The sequence below is a fragment of the Leucobacter komagatae genome (assembly GCF_006716085.1).
GTDB classification, from domain to species: domain Bacteria; phylum Actinomycetota; class Actinomycetes; order Actinomycetales; family Microbacteriaceae; genus Leucobacter; species Leucobacter komagatae.
On sequence record NZ_VFON01000002.1, the window covers coordinates 83,782 to 102,015 of the forward strand.

Here is an 18,234-nt window from a genome sequence, read left to right on the forward strand (position 1 = left end):
TCCCGATGCCTATGTCGGAGATGTGCAGTTCTCATGGTGAACAGCACTTCGGCTTCGATCAAGCGATGGCACGGCAATGTTCCGCCCGAATCAACTCCCGTGCAGGGAATGACAACCCTACCGTTTCTCCTCGGGCAGGTAGTGGCCGTCGCCGCTCAGGGCGATTGCAAGGAAGCGGAAGGGCCGGTCGACGCGGTTAAAACCCAGCGGACAGTGCTTCAGCCCGGCGGGAATGTACACGGAGCCGGAGGTCGTAATGATGTGCCGCTCCCCCTCGATGTCGAGGTAGACCTCCGCCCCGAGATCTCTCGGATCGTCGGGGTTGTTGCCGGTGAACACCAGCACCTCGTCGTAGTCGTGCTCGTGTTCGTGCACCCAGAACGTTTCTTCCTCCGTCGGGTGCACCCAGCTCATCGTGATGTATGCCTTAGCCTCGGGAACATCGTCGCTTCTCATGAGCGCCCAGGGCCGACTCAAGTTCTTCGGCAGCGGCCGGCCCGCAGCCTCCGCCTCGTTGATCATGTCGTCACGGCAATCAACGAGATCCCGAACAAACAGGTGCTCAAACTGGCTCGTCATGGTCTTTCTCCTTCGGTTCGCTTCGGCGGCCTTGGGCGGCCGCGAGGCCAGTCTCGCCCTACTCCGCGCCATGGGCGAGGCACTCCTCGCGGGCATCGTGGTACTTTCCGCCGGGTCGAGCGGCCGTTCTCCTACCCGTCAGGTTGGCCCTGGCGGACACCCAGCCGGATCGTATACGATCTTGACTGTGACAGCTCCGGCGCGCAGCACAGCACCGGCCGCTGCCCACCACACGACACCCCGAAGAAGCGGAGGCCCCTGTGCTCGACCCCTCTCAAATCGCATCCATCGCCGATGAGCTCGTACAGGCTGACCGCGATCGCGCGGTGCTCCCCCGGCTCACCTCCCGCTACCCAGACATGGTGATCGAGGACTCGTACGCGATCCAAAAGGAGTGGTCCGATCGCCGCATCGCCGCGGGGGCCCGCCTCGTTGGCCACAAGATCGGCCTCACGTCGAAGGTCATGCAGGTCGCGACGGGCATTACTGAGCCCGACTACGGGGTCATCCACGACGACATGGTCTTCGAGTCTGGCGCGACGCTTGAGTTCGATCGCTTCTCGAACGTTCGTATCGAGGTCGAGCTTGCCTTCGTCTTGTCGAAGCCACTTACCGGCCCGAACGTGTCGCTGTTCGACGTGCTCGACGCGACCGCCTACGTCGTCCCGGCACTTGAGGTGCTGAACTCACACTTGGAGCTCGAGGGCCGCACGATCGTCGACACCATCTCGGATAACGCCGCGATGGGGGCGATGGTCGTGGGCGGTCGCCCAGTGAAGGTCGACGATGTTGACCTCACCTGGGTGCCGGCACTCCTGTACCGCAACGAGACCATTGAGGATTCGGGCGTCGCCGGCGCCGTGCTCGGGCATCCCGCGCTCGGCGTCGCCTGGCTCGCAAACAAGCTCGCGCAGCACGGGCAATCGCTCGACGCCGGCGAGATCATCCTTGCGGGGTCGTTCACAAAGCCCATGTGGGTCGAACGCGGCGACACCGTGCACGCAGATTACAACGGATTGGGGTCAGTAACGTGCCGATTCATCTAGAACTTCCGCCGACGCTTCGCGACCGCCTCGCGGAGACGGATCGTGCACTGATCGGCCTGTGGGCAACCGCAGGCAGCGCCGTGAACGCCGAGATCGTCGCGGGCAGCGGCACCGACTGGGTGCTCCTCGACGCCGAGCACTCCCCAAACGGGCTCGAGTCACTGCTCGCGCAGCTGCACGCGATGGCCCCGTACCCCGCGACGATCGTAGTCCGACCGCCATACGGCGACACCGTAACGATCAAGCAGTTCCTCGACCTCGGCGCGCAAAACCTGCTCATCCCGATGGTCGACTCGGCCGAGCAGGCCGAGGAGGTCGTACGGGCGACGCGCTACGCACCCGAAGGCACGCGCGGGGTCGGGTCGGCGCTCGCACGCTCGGCACGGTGGAACCGGGTCGAGAACTACCTCACCAGGGCGAACGACCTCGTGAGTGTGACCGTGCAGATCGAGTCGGTCGCAGCCGTGAGCGACGTGCAGCGCATTGTCGCGGTCGACGGCGTCGACGCGGTGTTCGTCGGGCCCGCTGACCTCGCGGCATCGATGGGCTTCCTGGGGCAGCAGTCACATCCGGCGGTCGTTGATGCGGTGCTCCACGTGATTTCGGCGGCGCGGGCAGCAGGGAAACCAGTCGGCGTGAACGCGTTCGTGCCCGAGCAGGCGGAGCGCTACATCGAGGCCGGGGCAAACTTCGTCGCGGTGGGCGCCGACGTCGCGCTGCTGGCACGCGCCACCGAGGCGCTCGTTGACCAGTTCATTCCACCAGGGTCCGAGGGTGCTTCTTCGGGTGGCGCCGCCGCGCCTCGCGCCAGTTACTAGCTCTGACGCTGGCCCGACCTGGCCGGCCCCGCCCGCCCTGGCCTGGCCCCCTCAACCCACCAGACAGACCCGCTCTGGCAAGACTTCCCTTTCCCCCCAGTGTTAGGGCCTGGTTTACAGGAAGCCACTCTTCGGCGGGGTGAGGGCGCCAACACTCCGGGCCACCCCAAGCCCCGAGCGGTGCCCGCCCCACGCCACCCCCTCAAATTTTCCTTTGGCCCTCAAATCTTGGCGAGATTTGAGGGCCAAAGGAAAAACTGGGGTGGAGTCGTCGCCAAGCCGCAGCCCAATCAAGCACAAGCCAGCCAGCCAGCCAGCACCCAAATGCCCCTTCCCAACACCCCTTCCCAACAGCCACCAGATCATATACGATATGAAATACAAAGAAGAGACGAGGTAGTCATGACGCTCGGAAACGAAGCCGCGCTCGGAAACGAAGCCGCGCTCGACCAGGAACTCGACCAGGAACTCGACACTGAGTTCGAGGACGAGATCGACAACGAGTTCGGAATCGACATGCCCGGCAAGATCATCGCCGTCCACCTGAACTATCCCTCGCGCATCGCGCAGCGTGGTCGCACGCCCGAGTTCCCCTCCTACTTCTTCAAGCCGGCCTCGTCGCTCGCCCCCACCGGCGGCACTGTCGAGCGCCCCGCCGGCACCGAGCTGCTCGCGTTTGAGGGTGAGATCGCACTCGTCATCGGCGAGACGGCCCGCTGGGTCTCCCCCGAAGACGGGTGGCAGTACGTCTCGCAGGTCACCGCCGCGAACGATCTCGGACTCTACGATCTGCGCTCGGCAGACAAGGGGTCGAACGTGCGCAACAAGGGCGGCGATGGCTACACACCGATCGGCCCGGTCACGATCCCGACCGAGGGCATCGGTGAGGGCGACTGGCGAGTACGTACCTGGGTCAACGGCGAACTTGTGCAGGATGACACGAGCGACACCCTGAAGTTTCCCTTCGGCCAGCTCGTCGCAGACCTCTCGCAGCATATGACGCTTGAGCCGGGTGACGTGATCCTGACGGGCACGCCCGCGGGCTCCTCAGTGCTACTCCCCGGCGACGTCGTGGAGGTCGAGGTCGACGCGCCGAACGTGCCGGGCGCGCCGACCACCGGTCGCCTTGTGACGACGGTCACCCAGGGCGAGACCGATTTCGGCGACTTCGGCAACCGTCCCGCCGTGAACGACCTCCAGCGGATCGAGGCGTGGGGCAGCGAGGAAGAGCACGCAGCGGCGGTCGCAGCCGGCCGCGCGACCCCGCTCGACGCACCCGACGCCGGCGCGAGCGACGCAGCCACCACCGGCTCCACGGCACCTGCGAGCCCCCTCACGCCCGAGATCCGCGAGCTGCTCAGCGGAGTCGCCGTCGCGACGGTCTCGGCGGCGCTCCGCAAGCGCGGCTACACCGAGATCTTCATCGACGGCGTCTACCCGAACCACGAGGGCGATGCGATCCTCGGCACGGCAAAGACGCTCCGCTTCATTCCCTTCCGCCCTGACCTCTTCAAGGAGCATGCGGGCGGCTTCAACGCGCAGAAGCGCGCCTTCGACACCGTGAATGAGGGTGAGGTGCTCGTCGTTGAGGCGCGCGGCGTCCCGTCAACCGGCACCGTCGGCGACGTCTTGGCGCTCCGCGCGCAGGTTCGCGGCGCGGCCGGCGTCGTCACCGACGGCGGGGTGCGCGACTTCGCGGCAGTGCAAGAGTTCGACATTCCGGTGTTTTCACAGGGCGCGCACCCGAGCGTGCTCGGTCGCCGCCACGTTCCGTGGGAGACCGATGTGACGATCGCGTGCGGTGGGGCCGCCGTACAGCCAGGCGACATCATCATGGGCGACCGCGACGGGGTCATCGTGATCCCGCCCTTCCTGCTCGCGGAGGTTGCGGCCGAGGCCGCCGCCCAGGAGCTCGAGGACGGTTGGGTTGCCGACCGCGTCGCCGAGGGGCACGCCGTCGACGGGCTGTTCCCGATGAACGCCGAGTGGCGCGCCCGCTACGTCGCCGAAACTGGCAGGGGCTAGCCGTGAGCACCGAATCGAAGTCCGAGCGCGCGTATCGCCTCATCCGGGGCCGGATCGACGCCGGCGAGTACATGCCCGGCTACCGGCTCGTACTCGCCCCGATCGCGGCCGAACTCGACATGTCGGTCGTGCCCGTGCGCGAGGCGATTCGCCGCCTCGAGGCAGAGCAGCTCGTTACGTTCGAGCGCAACGTCGGCGCCCAGGTGTCGCTCGTGAAGGAGACCGAGTACCTGCACACGATGCAGACGCTCGCGCTCGTGGAGGGCTCGGCGACGGGCCTGGCAGCGCCGTTCATCACGAAGGATCAAATCACCCGTGCGCGCGCCGTCAACGAGACGATGCGTGAGTCTCTTGAAGCGTTCGACCCCACGCGGTTCACCGAGCTCAACCTCGAGTTTCACGCGGTGCTGTTCGAGACGTGCCCAAACCCGCACATTCTCGACCTCGTGCACCGGGGCTGGAACCGCATGAAGGTGCTGCGCAACTCGTCGTTCAGTTTCGTGCCCGGTCGTGCGAGCGAGTCGGTCGAGGAGCACGAGCGCATCCTGCAGCTCATCGAGCAGGGCGCGACCCCGCTCGACATTGAGCTCGCGGCCCGCGCGCACCGCACCGCCACACTCGACGCGGTGCTCGCGCACTCCGAAGAGCTCAAGCACCCGGTCTCGGCCGCGTAACACACTCACCCATTTCCAAGTTTCCAATACCCCAACACGGAGGCGACAGCATGACTCACACAAAGCCCGCAGGGCTCCCCGACAAGATCCGCCACTTCATCGACGGCAAGTTCGTCGACTCGGTCGGCGGCGAGGAGTTCGACGTTCTCGATCCCGTATCGAACGAGACCTACATTCAGGCCGCGGCCGGCCAGAAGGCCGACATCGACCTCGCCGTCGCGGCCGCACGCCGCGCGTTCACGGAGGGCCCGTGGCCGAAGATGCTGCCGCGTGAGCGCTCGCGGATCCTGCACAAGGTCGCCGACATCGTCGAGTCGCGCGACGCGCAGCTCGCGGAGCTCGAGAGCTTTGACTCGGGTCTGCCGATCACCCAGGCGAAGGGCCAGGCGCGCCGCGCGGCCGAGAACTTCAGGTTCTTCGCAGACCTCATCGTGGCCCAGCACGACGACACGTTCAAGGTGCCCGGCCGCCAGATCAACTACGTGAACCGCAAGCCGATCGGCGTCGCGGGCCTCATCACGCCGTGGAACACCCCGTTCATGCTCGAGTCGTGGAAGCTCGGCCCGGCGCTCGCGACCGGCAACACCGTGGTGCTGAAGCCGGCCGAGTTCACGCCGCTGTCGGCGTCGCTCTGGGGCGAGATCTTCCGCGAGGCAGGCGTGCCCGATGGCGTCTTCAACCTCGTCAACGGCATGGGTGAAGAGGCCGGCGACGCGCTCGTGAAGCACCCCGAGGTGCCGCTTATCTCGTTCACCGGCGAGTCGAGCACGGGCTCGCTTATCTTCGCGAACTCGGCCCCCTACCTCAAGGGCCTCTCGATGGAGCTCGGTGGCAAGAGCCCGGCCGTCGTCTTCGCTGACGCTGACCTCGAGTCGGCGCTCGACGCGACGGTGTTCGGCGTCTTTAGCCTGAACGGCGAGCGCTGCACCGCCGGCAGCCGCATCCTCGTCGAGCGTTCGATCTACGACGAGTTCGTCGAGCGCTATGCCGAGCGGGCGAAGAACGTTGTCGTCGGCCTTCCCTCCGACCCCGCGACCGAGGTCGGCGCGCTCGTGCACCCCGAGCACTACGAGAAGGTCATGAGCTACGTCGAGATCGGTAAGACCGAGGGCCGACTCGTCGCCGGCGGCGGTCGTCCCGACGAGTTCCCTGTCGGCAACTTCGTCTCCCCCACCGTGTTCGCTGACGTGAAGCCCGACGCGCGCATCTTCCAGGAGGAAATCTTCGGCCCGGTCGTCGCCATCACCCCGTTCGACACTGACGAGGAGGCGCTCGAGCTCGCGAACAACACGAAATACGGTCTCGCGGCATACATCTGGACCTCCGACCTCAAGCGCGCACACAATTTCTCGCAGTCGGTCGAGGCCGGCATGGTGTGGCTGAACTCAAACAACGTGCGCGACCTGCGCACCCCGTTCGGCGGCGTGAAGGCTTCGGGTCTTGGCCACGAGGGCGGGTACCGCTCGATCGATTTCTACACCGACCAGCAGGCAGTGCACATCACGCTCAACGAGGCGCACTCGCCGAAGTTCGGCGCAGGCAAGTAACCCCAGTTTGATTCAGGTGGCGCGCCTTAGCTGGCGCGCCACCACTACCCAGGAAGGACAACGTCATGTCTGAACTCAAGGGTCGCGAAAAGACCTCCTCCGGTTTCTACGTCACTAAGGAAGCCCCCATCCAGACCGACAACCCGGTCAAGACTCCGTCGGTTCCCGCCCCCGATATCCTGCGCTGCGCTTACATGGAGCTCGTCGTCACCGACCTCGCAAAGTCGCGCGAGTTCTACGTCGACGTGCTCGGCCTCACAGTCACCGAGGAAGACGAGAACGCGATCTACCTGCGCTCGCTCGAGGAGTTCATCCACCACAACCTCGTGCTCCGCAAGGGTCCCGTCGCTGCCGTCGCCGCGTTCTCGTACCGAGTCCGCACACCCGAGGATCTCGACAAGGCCGTCGCGTTTTACACCGAGCTCGGCTGCCGCGTCGAGCGCCGCTCCGAGGGCTTCACGAAGGGCATCGGTGATTCGGTGCGCGTCGAAGACCCGCTCGGTTTCCCGTACGAGTTCTTCTACGACGTCGAGCACGTCGAGCGGCTCGCCTGGCGCTACGACCTCTACACGCCGGGCGCGCTCGTGCGCCTCGACCACTTCAACCAGGTCACCCCCGATGTGCCCCGAGCCGTGCGCCACTACCAGGATCTCGGGTTCCGCGTCACCGAGGACATCCAGGATGAGGAGGGCACCGTCTACGCCGCGTGGCTGCGCCGCAAGCCGACCGTGCACGACACCGCGGCAACGGGCGGCGACGGCCCCCGCATGCACCACGTCGCGTTCTCCACGCACGAGAAGCACAACATCCTCGCGATCTGCGACAAGCTCGGCGCGCTGCGCATGTCGGACAGGATCGAGCGCGGCCCCGGCCGCCACGGCGTCTCGAATGCGTTCTACCTGTACATCCTCGACCCCGACGGGCACCGGGTCGAGATCTACACCCAGGATTACTACACGGGTGACCCCGATAACCCCGTCGTCACATGGGACGTGCACGACAACCAGCGCCGCGACTGGTGGGGCAACCCCGTCGTGCCGTCGTGGTACACGGATGCGTCGCTCGTGCTCGATCTCGACGGCAACCCGCAGCCCGTCGTCGCGCGCACCGACGCGTCGGAGATGGCTGTGACGATCGGCGCCGACGGGTTCTCGTACACCCGCGACGACGAGGGTGAGAAGGGCTTCAAGCTCGGCAACACCCTGTAGACCGGTTACAGCGGAGGGGCTGGGGCGCGCATGCGCTCCGGCCCCTCCGGCGTTCCGCGGCGGTGCCTTCCGGCGATCCCCGCCCCACGCGTCCCACCATCCCCTCCAACCCAATTTTTCGTTTCACCATCAAACTCCCGGGGTATTTGAGGCTGATTCGAGAATTTGGGGTGGGTGGGTGGGTCGCGTGGTGTCGGCCGGGTGGGTCGCGTACGGTCGGCCGGGCAGGCCGGGCCGAGCAGGCCGGGCCGGGTTGGCCGGGCGAGCACAACTAGGCGAGCATCGTCCCAAGCATGAGCGACATCGCGCCGGCATCAGTGGCCGCGAGCCGCTGCCCTCCCCTGACTGCGGCGAGCGCCACGCACGCAAGGCCTAAGGCCAGCACCACGACGGCCACGGTCAGCAATCCGGGCGACGGAACCCCACCGTGCTGGTGCAGCTCTTCGACAACCAGCGACGTCGCGGAAGTCTGCGCCGGAGGGGCAGCGCTGACGAGCAGCAGCGCTCCCATCGCGGGGTACGACAGCGCGGTCAGGATCCCGTGCCCATGACACGGCTCCCCCAGTGCTGCGGGCGCTGCGCCGGAAACACCCGCACCGCCGCGGGAAGTTGCGCGGCCATCAGATAAGCGCAGCGAGAGCCCAACACCCAGGCCGGCGCCCATAAGCAACGCGGCCCACAGCACGGGTGGCACCAGCCCGGTCACCGCGTGGTCGAGCATGGCTGCGAACATCACGCACGCCGCCACAAGCTGCAACGGGTTTCGTGACCGCGCGCCGCACAGCAGGCAGAGCGCGGCCGAGGTGATCATCACCACTGGCATCACCGTCGCTGCGAGCATGCCTCAACCCTACGAAGGGCACCATTGACATGGCGCTGCGCAGGAGAGGTGTGCGCCAAGCGACATGCGCCGTGCGCCGGTTGCAGGCCCACAGGCGCCGAATCAGCGAGGTCTGCACTCGGAGACATGGGCCGTGCGCTGCGGACACAGCCGGGCACTTTCTCCGCGCTGTGCGCCTTCTTAGACTCGGTTCGAAGCGCCTCCCGGGTCCCCGGGAAGCGCACCGGCAACGACGCCACGAGAGGACTCAGGCACATGAGCGAAGCAACACAACTCGCGCAGCACGGGCAAGACGGGCATCCCGCGCACGATCCCGGGCTCAGCCGCCGAACGCTCGGCGTTCCCGCGATCACCCTTATGATCATCGCCGCGTCGGCACCGCTCACCGTGGTCGCCGGCGGCGTCACCACGTCGTTCGCAGTCACAGGCTCGCTCGGCGTTCCCCTCGGGTTCCTGCTCATCGCGGTCATCCTCACCGTGTTCGCCGTCGGTTACACGGCCATGGGGCGCCACATCACGAACGCCGGCGCGTTCTACGCCTACATCTCTCGCGGGCTCGGTCGGGCCGCGGGCGTCGGGGCATCGCTCATCGCGCTCGTCGCTTACAACGCGATGCAGGTTGGCCTCTTCGGGCTCTTCGGGTTTCAGCTCTCGATGTTCCTCGAGGCGAAGCTCGGGTTCGCTTCACCCTGGTGGGTCTGGATCATCGTTGGCATCGTCGCCGTCGGCATCCTCGGAGTGAACAAGATCGATGTCTCAGCGAAGGTGCTCGGCGTTCTCGTCGCGCTCGAGTTTCTCGTGGTCATCGTCTTCGACATCTTTTCATTCGCCGCGGCCCCCGAGGGCGTCACTACGACGACGCTGAACCCCGGCGAGCTGTTCGGCCCGTCACTCGGCATCGTGCTGGTGTTCGGCGTCGCCGCTTTCATGGGCTTTGAGAGCGGGGCGATCTACGGCGAGGAGGCGAAAGACCCGAAGCGAACCGTACCGCACGCGACCTATGCCGCGGTCGCAATCATCGGCGTCTTCTACGCGTTCAGCGCCTGGGCGTTCTCCGTCGGCGTCGGTCCGTCGAACATCGTCGGGGCGTCACGGGAGTTCGGCCCAGACCTCATGTTCGTGTTCATGTCTGAGCACGTGAGCGTCATCTTCGTCGACATCATGAACATCCTCTTCCTCACGAGCCTGTTCGCGGCCCTGCAGTCGTTCCACAACGCCGTCGCTCGGTACTTCTTCTCACTCGGGCGCGAGGGCGTGCTCCCCCGATGGTTCGCGCACACCGGCAAGACCGGCGCACCGTGGGCCGGCTCCGTCTCCCAGACGGTCATTGCGCTCCTTGTCACCGCTGGTTTCGCGATCGCCGGGGCGACCGGCGGCGAGGCCGCCCTCGGCGAGCAGGGGTTCCTCTTCCCGGTGCTCACTATGTTCACCTGGCTCACGAACACCGGCGCGATGGGGCTCGTCATGCTCATGGCGGTCGTCGCCGCGGCAGTGATCGGGTTCTTTGCGCGCGACCGGCGAGGGCTCGGCCTCTGGACCACGCTCATCGCGCCCCTCGTCTCGGGCCTGTTGCTCGCGTGGGTGTTCGTCATGGTGATCGCGAACTTCCACCTCCAGCTCGGGCAGGAGGCCCCGACCGCCGAAACCTACGTGCTCCCGATCATCGTGGCGCTCGCCGGGCTCGTCGGCGTCATTTGGGGGCTGGTGCTGAAGGCCCGGCGCCCGGAGGTCTACGCCCGCATCGGTCGCGGCACCGAGCCCGGCGCATACGGCACCGAGGTGGTCGACGTCGTCGGGGCATCTGAGCTCTAGCCACGCCAGCAACGGCCAGCCACGCAGCCGCCACGAACACGGCACACGAGCCGGCTCCACGCGCCGAGCGCCCTCGTCCGGGATTCCGGACAGGGGCGCTCGGCGCGACGTTGTTTGTGGCCTCCCGGCGCGGTGAGATGGAGTCATCGGCTTGATCCAGACCGTTTGAAAGGAACCAACGATGGCTCTCCCCGGCGCACGCCCCGTCCGCGCACCACGCGGCACCGAGATCTCAGCGAAGAGCTGGCAGACCGAGGCCCCGCTTCGCATGCTCATGAACAACCTCGACCCCGAGGTTGCCGAGCGACCCGACGACCTCGTCGTCTACGGCGGAACCGGCCGCGCGGCCCGCAGCTGGGAGGCGTTCGACGCGATCGTCGACACGCTCCGCGACCTTGAGGAAGACGAGACCCTCCTCGTGCAGTCGGGCAAGCCCGTCGGCGTCTTCCGCACGAACAAGTGGGCGCCGCGCGTGCTGCTCGCGAACTCCAACCTCGTCGGCGACTGGGCGACGTGGCCCGAGTTCAGAAAGCTCGAGGCCGAGGGCCTCATGATGTACGGCCAAATGACGGCGGGCTCGTGGATCTACATCGGCACGCAGGGCATCCTCCAGGGCACCTACGAAACGTTCGCGGCGGCGGGGCGAAAGCTCCAGGGCCAGGGCCGCATCGCCCCTATTGGGGGCAAGGGATCCCTCGCGGGCACCATCACGCTCACCGGCGGCTGCGGCGGCATGGGCGGCGCGCAGCCGCTCGCCGTGACGCTCAACGACGGCGCGTGCCTCATCGTCGACGTCGACAAGACCCGCCTCGACCGCCGCGCCGGCAAGCGCTACCTCGACGAGGTCGTCACCGATCTCGACGAAGCACTCGCGAAGGTGCAGCGGGCGAAGGAGGAGCGCCGCGGCTGGTCGGTCGGGCTCGTCGGCAACGCCGCCGAGGTCTTCCCCGAGATCCTCCGTCGCCACCAGGCCGGCGAGGTCACGATCGATCTCGTCACCGATCAGACGAGCGCCCATGACCCGCTCTCCTACCTGCCGGTTGGCTACGCGGTCGAGGAGCGGCTCGCGCGCGCCGATCAGGATCCTGAGCAGTTCACTCGCGACGCCCAGGCAGCGATGGCAGCGCACGTCAGGGCGATGGTCGAGTTCCAGGACGCCGGGGCAGAGGTCTTCGACTACGGCAACTCGATCCACGATGAGGCCCGCAAGGGCGGCTATGACCGCGCGTTCGAATTCCCGGGCTTCGTTCCCGCCTACATCCGGCCGCTCTTCTGCGAGGGTCTCGGCCCGTTCCGCTGGGCCGCGCTGTCGGGCGACCCCGAGGACATCCGCGTGACCGATGAGGCGCTCAAGGAGCTGTTTCCCGAGAACACCCACCTGCACAAGTGGCTCGACGCGGCCGCCGAGCGGGTGGAGTTTGAGGGCCTCCCCGCCCGCATCTGCTGGCTCGGGTACGGCGAGCGCCACCAGGCCGGCCTGCTCTTCAACAGGCTCGTCGCCGAGGGGAAGTTGAAGGCGCCGATCGTCATTGGCCGCGACCACCTTGACTCGGGGTCGGTCGCGTCGCCGTATCGCGAGACCGAGGCGATGGCCGACGGCTCTGACGCGATCGCCGACTGGCCGCTGCTCAACGCCCTCACCGCGACGTCCTCGGGTGCGACCTGGGTGTCGATCCACCACGGTGGCGGCGTCGGCATCGGCCGCTCGATCCACACGGGCCAGGTCTCGGTCGCCGACGGCACCGAGCTTGCTGCCGAGAAGCTCGAGCGGCTGCTCACGAACGACCCCGGGATGGGCGTCATCCGCCACGTCGATGCCGGCTACCAGCGCGCAGACGAGGTCGCGAAGGAGCGCGGGGTGCGGGTGCCGCTCGAGCCGACGATCCGCAACACCGAGACCGCCTGGTAATCGCGGCGGGCCCGCGAAGCGAACGACACAGACGACACCTCCTGGGAGACTGAGCACATGACCCACGCGATCCTCATCGACAACATCGGCGAGCTCACCACGAACGACCCCGCGATCGGCGCCGGGATCGGGGGGCGCCTGAGCGACGCAGCCGTAGTGATCGACGGCGACAGGATCGCGTGGGTTGGCCCGGCGGCGGAGGCCCCCGCCGCGGACGAGCGCGTCGACGCCGTCGGCCGCGCGGTGCTCCCGGGCTGGGTCGATTCGCACACCCACATGGTGTTCGCGGGCGACCGCACGGCCGAGTTCGAGGCACGCATGGCCGGTGAGGGATATGCCGCCGGCGGCATCAACGTGACCGTGAACGCAACGCGTGCCGCTTCCGACGCCGAGCTCGGGGCGAACCTCGGCCGGCTCGTCGGCGAGGCGCTCCGCGATGGCACGACCACGATGGAGACGAAGACCGGCTACGGGCTGACCGTCGAGGACGAGGTGCGCTCCGCCCGCGTCGCCGCGAGCCAGGTCGACGCCGTCACATTCCTCGGCGCGCATCTGGTGCCGGCTGGGTCTGACCCGGCAGAGTACCTCGACCTCGTCACCGGGCCAATGCTCGCGGCCGTCGCTCCCCTCGTCAGCGCGGTCGACGTGTTCTGCGAGACCGGGGCGTTCGACGGGGCCGCGACCGAGCGCATCCTCACCGCGGCGACCGCGGCTGGCCTCGCGACCCGCGTGCACGGGAACCAGCTCGGCCCCGGGCCCGGCACCCAACTCGCGGTCGCCCACGGTGCGCTGAGCGTCGACCACCTCGGCTTCCTCGACGACGCCGACGTCGAGGCGCTCGCTGGATCTTGGGCGAATAGCGCGCGCGGCACCGTCGCGACGGTGCTTCCCGCGTGCGATCTCTCGACGCGCATGCCGCTCGCCCCGGCGAAACGGCTCCTGGAAGCCGGCGCCGTGGTCGCGATCGCATCGAACTGCAACCCGGGTACCTCGTACACGAGCTCGATGGGCTTCTGCGTCGCGACCGCGGTGCTGCAGATGGGGCTCTCGATCCAGGAGGCCGTGCGGGCCGCGACGCTTGGCGGTGCGGTCGCGCTCGGCATGCACGAGGACGGCTGGATCGATCCGCGCGGCGAGGAACAGGGCCGCGTCGGCGTGATCGCCCCCGGCGCGCGCGCCGACGTGCAACTGCTCGACGCCCCGTCGGCCACGCACCTCGCGTACCGGCCAGGCATGCGCCTCACACACGGCGTGTGGAAGGCTGGCGTTCGCGCGGTCTAGGAACGAGCGGCAGTCTCTACCGCTCCCCGCTCGCGCTTCGCGAGGCTCGTGAACCGCGTGCGCCCCACGACGACAATCGCGCCCACCATGAGCAAGAACCCGAGAGCGTACGGCGCCGCGTGGGAGACGCTCGCGTAGAGCACCCCGGCAATGAGCGGCGCGATGACGTTCACGCCGGTGTTCAGCGACTGCATCACCCCGGCGATCCACCCCTGTTCGTGCTCGCCGACCTGCTGCGACAGCACACCGTCCATCGCCGCGGTCGCGGGGCCCTGGCCGCCGCCGATGAGTAGCGTCCCGACGATCAGGATCCACGGCTCCGCAAACACCGACCCGACTATAGCGAGTGCCGCGAGCCCGACCGCCTGGGCGATGAGCCCGGCGACGATGATGCCGCGTTCACCGAGCCTGGGCAGGAGCGCCTGCATGAGCACGCCCTGCAGCACGATGTCGAGAATGCCAATCGCTGCGGTGAGCAGCCCGATCGCCGTGGCGGTCCACTGCACCTGGTCGAGCGCGAGCACGCTGAAGTTGTTCACGAACATCCCGAACGGGAGCGCGACGAAGACGAGGGCGACGAGCAGGCCGCGCAGCTCGGGCCGGCCGAACGCTCCCTTGAACACGGCGACAGGGTGGAGCCCCTCAAGCTTCAGGCGCCGCGTGCGCTTCTCAGGGGCGAGACTTTCGGGGAGCGCGAAGAAACTGATGATCGCGACGACGAGTGCGATCCCAGCGGTCACGAACACGGGCAGATCGATGTGGATCGCGGCGAGCAGCCCGCCGAGGGCCGGCCCGATCATGAAGCCGACGCCGTTCAGCGCGCCGAGCAGTCCGAAGCGCTTCGCCCGCTCCGCGGGCGGCGTGATGTCGGCGGCGTAGGCGAACAGCGCCGGCATGTCCCCCGCGGTAATGCCCTGGATGACGCGGCCGGCAAGGAGCACCCAGATCGAGCCGCCGATGCCGAACGTCGCGAATCCGACCGCTGCGCCGAGCGTCGCGACGATGATTACCGGGCGGCGGCCAAACCTGTCAGACAGCCCACCGAAGAGGGGCGCGACGAGAAAGGCGCACAGCGCGTTCACCGATTCGAGCACGCCAACCCAGACGGCGAGGTGAGCGGGGGTGTCGACGTAGCGCTGCACGACGAAGGGCAGCACGGGGAGCACCACCGTCATACCGATGACGTTGAGCATGGTGATGGAGATGAGGGTGAGCCAGGCTCGACGCCTGGTTGCTGGCGCCTGCGTGGACACCGCGGATGAGTTAACCATGCGCAAAAGTGTACTCATACCAGTTTCGAAGTCAAGCCAGTTTTGAATCAATACCACCAATGGCGCGGAAGGCGGTAGGATCGGGGCATGGCTGAGCAACCGACACTCGGGCGCCGCGAGCGCAAGAAGGCGGCGACGCGCAAGGCGATCTCCGATACCGCAACGCTCATGTTCCTCGAGCGCGGGTTCGACAACGTGAGCATTCGCGAGATCGCCGACCGCGCGGACGTCTCTCCGACCACGGTGTTCGCGCATTTCCCCCGGAAAGAGGCGCTCGTCTTCGACGAGGACGAGGAGCACCGCGACGGGCTCGTCTCAACTGTTCGAGACAGGCCGACAGGTGTCTCGATCACCGACGCCCTGTACGAGTACTACCTGCACGGAATGCTCGCTGACCGCGCCGAGCATGGAGACAGCACCCGCGAGTTCCTCGCACTGCTCGACCGCACGCCCGCACTCGCTGACTACGCCGCGCGCATGTGGACCAGGCACGAGCACGCTCTCGCGGCGGCCATCGCTGAAGACATGGGCCTCTCCGAACCGAGCGCCGAGGTTCGGGCGTACGCACGTTTCGTTCTACAGATTCAACTGCTGGCAAACAATGACGACGATCCTGCGGCGATGCTCAAGGCTTCCTTCCGCATCCTGAACGACGGCTGGCGCGCTTTCGCCACCGAACGCGAGGCCGGGCGCTAGATGTAGCCAGCCCGCGAGGCTGGGCTAGGAGCTCTCGGGCGTCGCGCGGCCGTGGATGCGCGCCGACAGCGCGTTCGCGACCTCGCGGACGTCGCTCGCGAGAGTGGCGAACTCCCCCTCGCCGTGCTCTTCATCGCTGAACGTCACGGCAACGGCCGCGATCGGCCACCCTCGATGGTCAAGCACGGGCGAAGCGACAGACGAGAGCCCCTCGGTGACCGAGCCCCGCTCGAGCGCGAAGCCCCGCGTGGTCGTGTCGTCGAGCACGGCACGGAGCCGCGAGTAGCGGTTCACCCCGTCGGGGCCCGCGAGGCGGTGCGCGAACGACTGCGCGTTCGGGTACAGCGCACGCACCTGCGCACGGGGCAGCTTCGCGAGGATCGCGCGCCCGCTCGCGGTGAGGTGCATCGGCAGGCGCACGTCAACGTCGGTCACGAGCGACGGGGCACCCTGCGCGCGCTCCTCGATGACGTACAGCACGTCGCGGCCGCTCGGCACCGCGAGGTGGCCGCTCACGCGCACCCGGTCGACGAGTGCGGCGAGCAGCGGCCTGCCGAGGCGCGCGATGGGCTCCTGCCGCTCGTAGGCTGAGCTGAGCTCGACCGCCGCGATCCCGAGCCCGTAGCGCTTTTCCTCGGCGAGGTGCATGACGTAACCGTGCTCCTGCAGCGTCGCGAGCAGCTGGTAGGCGGTCGAGCGCGGGAGGCCGAGCTGCGTCGCGATGATGCTCGCGGGCACGGGGCCGCGCGAGCGCGCGAGCAGCGTCAGGATGCGCAGCGTTTGGTCTGCCGCGGGCACCTTCGGCTCTGTCATGGGTGCAGCCTATCGGGCGCGCGCTCCAGAAGAGCTACCCGAAGTTCCGCCCGAGCGCGGACTCCGCCGCGTCGAGCACCGCGCCACTCGAGACGAACCCGTGGGCCGCGTCGATCGTCGGCGAGAGGAACGTGTCGGTGTCGGGCGCGGGAATCTCGGTGCGGAAGAGCGCGTGGATTGCGGCCGTCGCCGGAGCAGGTGTGCCCGCCCCCTCCGCGGCGCGGAAGTCGAGCGCACGCGTCGACGTTAGCAGCTCGATCGAGAGCACGCGGGCGAGCCCGTCGATCGACCGCCGCAGCTTGCGGGCGGCCGCCCAGCCCATCGAGACGTGGTCCTCCTGCATCGCCGACGACGGGATCGAGTCAACCGACGCGGGCGCCGCGAGCCGCTTGAGCTCGGAGACGATACCCGCCGCCGTGTACTGCGCAATCATGAGACCCGAGTCGAGGCCCGCGTCTGCGGCGAGGAACGGCGGGAGGCCGTGGTTGCGCGCGACGTCGAGGAACCTGTCCGTGCGGCGCTCGCTGATCGACGCGAGGTCCGCGACCGCGATCGCAAGGAAGTCGAGCACGTATGCGACGGGAGCGCCGTGGAAGTTACCGTTCGATTCGACGCGGCCGTCGGGCAGCACGACCGGGTTGTCGACGGCGGAGGCAAGCTCGACGGCTGCGATCCGATCCGCGTGGCCAGCGGTGTCGCGGGCAGCCCCGTGCACCTGGGGCGCGCAGCGCAGCGAGTAGGCGTCTTGCACCCGGCTGAACTCGCCCTCCTTCGGGCGCTGCACGAGGCGCGAGTCGGCGAGCACGGCGGCCATGTTCGCGGCCGATGCCGCCTGGCCCGGGTGCGGCCTGAGCGCGTGCAGCTCGGGCTGGAACACGGCGTCGGTGCCGGTCAGCGCCTCAATGCTCGCGGCTGCGGCGATGTCGGCGACAGCGAACAGCCCGTCAAGGTCGTGGAGCGCGAGGCAGAGCATGCCGAGCATGCCGTCGGTGCCGTTGATGAGGGCGAGTCCCTCCTTCTCGGCGAGCACGAGGGGCTCGATGCCAGCGGCCGCGAGCGCTTCGGCGGCGGGGATGGTCGGCGCGTGCGGATCCTCATCCGCGGCAGTACCAACGCGCACATTGCCCTCGCCCATGAGCGTGAGCGCGCAGTGCGCGAGCGGGCTCAGGTCGCCCGAGCAGCCGAGCGAACCGTACTCGTGGACGACGGGCGTGATGCCCGCGTTCAGGATCGCGGCGTACGTCTCTACGACGACTGGCCGCACCCCCGTCCGGCCCGTCGTGAGCGTCTGCAGGCGCAGCAGCATGAGGGCGCGCACGACCTCGCGCTCGACCTCGGCGCCCGTGCCGGCGGCGTGCGAGCGAATCAGGCTGCGCTGCAGCTGCTGCCGCTTCTCGACAGGGATCTGTACCTTCGCGAGCGCGCCAAAGCCTGTCGAGACGCCGTAGTGCGGGCGTGTGTCGTCTGCGAGCGTTTCGATCACGGCGCGGCTCTCGGCCACCCGGGCGAGCGCGTCGGGCGATATCAGGATCGACGCATCGTCTCGTGCGACCGCGACAACGTCGGCGCGGCTGAGCGGGGCGTCCCCGAGAGTGATGGTGCGTGAGTTCTGTGTCATGGTTCGATCACACCGCATTCGGCCGCCGAAGTGGCACATCGCGCGCCACCTCGTGTCCGGGGTACCGGACTAAGGCGTCGGCGTGGCATGCCGCGA

15 protein-coding genes are annotated in these 18,234 nt (G+C 68.0%); 10 read left to right on the top strand and 5 right to left on the bottom strand.

Annotated elements, in window-relative coordinates; all coding sequences use genetic code 11:
• Positions 1 to 117: 117 nt before the first annotated feature.
• Positions 118 to 579 carry a cupin domain-containing protein gene (locus FB468_RS15220; protein WP_141888523.1) on the bottom strand — a complete coding sequence of 154 codons (462 nt, stop codon included), beginning with the start codon at positions 577 to 579 and terminating at the stop codon, positions 118 to 120.
• A 260-nt stretch (positions 580 to 839) separates the two neighbouring features.
• On the opposite strand from FB468_RS15220, the gene FB468_RS15225 reads away from it, so the two are divergent.
• From FB468_RS15225 to hpaD, 6 genes are all read left to right on the top strand, one after another.
• Positions 840 to 1,625 (top strand): fumarylacetoacetate hydrolase family protein, encoded by a 786-nt coding sequence (locus tag FB468_RS15225; protein ID WP_141888525.1) that lies wholly within the window; start codon positions 840 to 842, stop codon positions 1,623 to 1,625.
• Positions 1,610 to 2,443: an HpcH/HpaI aldolase family protein gene (locus tag FB468_RS15230; RefSeq protein WP_141888527.1), complete on the top strand. Its 834-nt coding sequence runs from the start codon at positions 1,610 to 1,612 to the stop codon at positions 2,441 to 2,443. Before FB468_RS15225 ends, FB468_RS15230 begins: the two co-directional genes overlap by 16 nt.
• Positions 2,444 to 2,959: 516 nt before the next feature.
• Positions 2,960 to 4,468: a fumarylacetoacetate hydrolase family protein gene (locus FB468_RS15235; protein ID WP_246056035.1), complete on the top strand. Its 1,509-nt coding sequence runs from the start codon at positions 2,960 to 2,962 to the stop codon at positions 4,466 to 4,468.
• 2 nt (positions 4,469 to 4,470) lie between these two features.
• Positions 4,471 to 5,142 (top strand): GntR family transcriptional regulator, encoded by a 672-nt coding sequence (locus tag FB468_RS15240; protein WP_141888532.1) that lies wholly within the window; start codon positions 4,471 to 4,473, stop codon positions 5,140 to 5,142.
• A gap of 50 nt (positions 5,143 to 5,192) precedes the next feature.
• Positions 5,193 to 6,689 (top strand): 5-carboxymethyl-2-hydroxymuconate semialdehyde dehydrogenase, encoded by a 1,497-nt coding sequence (gene hpaE, locus FB468_RS15245; RefSeq protein WP_141888534.1) that lies wholly within the window; start codon positions 5,193 to 5,195, stop codon positions 6,687 to 6,689.
• Positions 6,690 to 6,754: 65 nt separating this feature from the next.
• Positions 6,755 to 7,897 carry a 3,4-dihydroxyphenylacetate 2,3-dioxygenase gene (gene hpaD / locus FB468_RS15250; RefSeq protein ID WP_141888536.1) on the top strand — a complete coding sequence of 381 codons (1,143 nt, stop codon included), beginning with the start codon at positions 6,755 to 6,757 and terminating at the stop codon, positions 7,895 to 7,897.
• 271 nt (positions 7,898 to 8,168) lie between these two features.
• Here hpaD and FB468_RS15255 read toward each other — a convergent pair whose 3' ends face one another.
• The gene (locus FB468_RS15255) at positions 8,169 to 8,738 is read right to left on the bottom strand and encodes a hypothetical protein (RefSeq protein WP_141888538.1); all 570 of its coding nucleotides are present in this window, start codon (positions 8,736 to 8,738) and stop codon (positions 8,169 to 8,171) included.
• 255 nt (positions 8,739 to 8,993) lie between these two features.
• Between FB468_RS15255 and FB468_RS15260 the strand changes: the two genes are divergently transcribed.
• The 3 genes from FB468_RS15260 to hutI all read left to right on the top strand — a co-directional run bounded on the left by FB468_RS15260 (position 8,994) and on the right by hutI (position 13,740).
• Positions 8,994 to 10,550: an APC family permease gene (locus FB468_RS15260; RefSeq protein WP_246055989.1), complete on the top strand. Its 1,557-nt coding sequence runs from the start codon at positions 8,994 to 8,996 to the stop codon at positions 10,548 to 10,550.
• Positions 10,551 to 10,731: 181 nt separating this feature from the next.
• On the top strand, positions 10,732 to 12,459 hold the full coding sequence (hutU, locus tag FB468_RS15265) for a urocanate hydratase (protein WP_141888540.1): 1,728 nt from the start codon (positions 10,732 to 10,734) through the stop codon (positions 12,457 to 12,459).
• A 57-nt stretch (positions 12,460 to 12,516) separates the two neighbouring features.
• Positions 12,517 to 13,740 carry an imidazolonepropionase gene (gene hutI / locus FB468_RS15270; RefSeq protein ID WP_141888541.1) on the top strand — a complete coding sequence of 408 codons (1,224 nt, stop codon included), beginning with the start codon at positions 12,517 to 12,519 and terminating at the stop codon, positions 13,738 to 13,740.
• Here hutI and FB468_RS15275 read toward each other — a convergent pair.
• The gene (locus FB468_RS15275; RefSeq protein ID WP_141888543.1) at positions 13,737 to 15,011 is read right to left on the bottom strand and encodes an MFS transporter; all 1,275 of its coding nucleotides are present in this window, start codon (positions 15,009 to 15,011) and stop codon (positions 13,737 to 13,739) included. The genes hutI and FB468_RS15275 overlap by 4 nt on opposite strands.
• Before the next feature lie 87 nt (positions 15,012 to 15,098).
• On the opposite strand from FB468_RS15275, the gene FB468_RS15280 reads away from it, so the two are divergent.
• A complete protein-coding gene (locus FB468_RS15280) occupies positions 15,099 to 15,707 on the top strand; it encodes a TetR/AcrR family transcriptional regulator (protein ID WP_141888545.1) in 609 nt (202 codons plus the stop codon).
• A 24-nt stretch (positions 15,708 to 15,731) separates the two neighbouring features.
• On the opposite strand, the gene FB468_RS15285 is transcribed toward FB468_RS15280, so the two are convergent.
• Both FB468_RS15285 and hutH read right to left on the bottom strand, forming a co-directional pair.
• Entirely contained in the window at positions 15,732 to 16,520 is a 789-nt protein-coding gene (locus tag FB468_RS15285; protein WP_141888547.1) for an IclR family transcriptional regulator, read from the bottom strand.
• A 34-nt stretch (positions 16,521 to 16,554) separates the two neighbouring features.
• Entirely contained in the window at positions 16,555 to 18,138 is a 1,584-nt protein-coding gene (gene hutH, locus FB468_RS15290; protein ID WP_141888549.1) for a histidine ammonia-lyase, read from the bottom strand.
• Between the last annotated feature and the right edge of the window lie 96 nt (positions 18,139 to 18,234).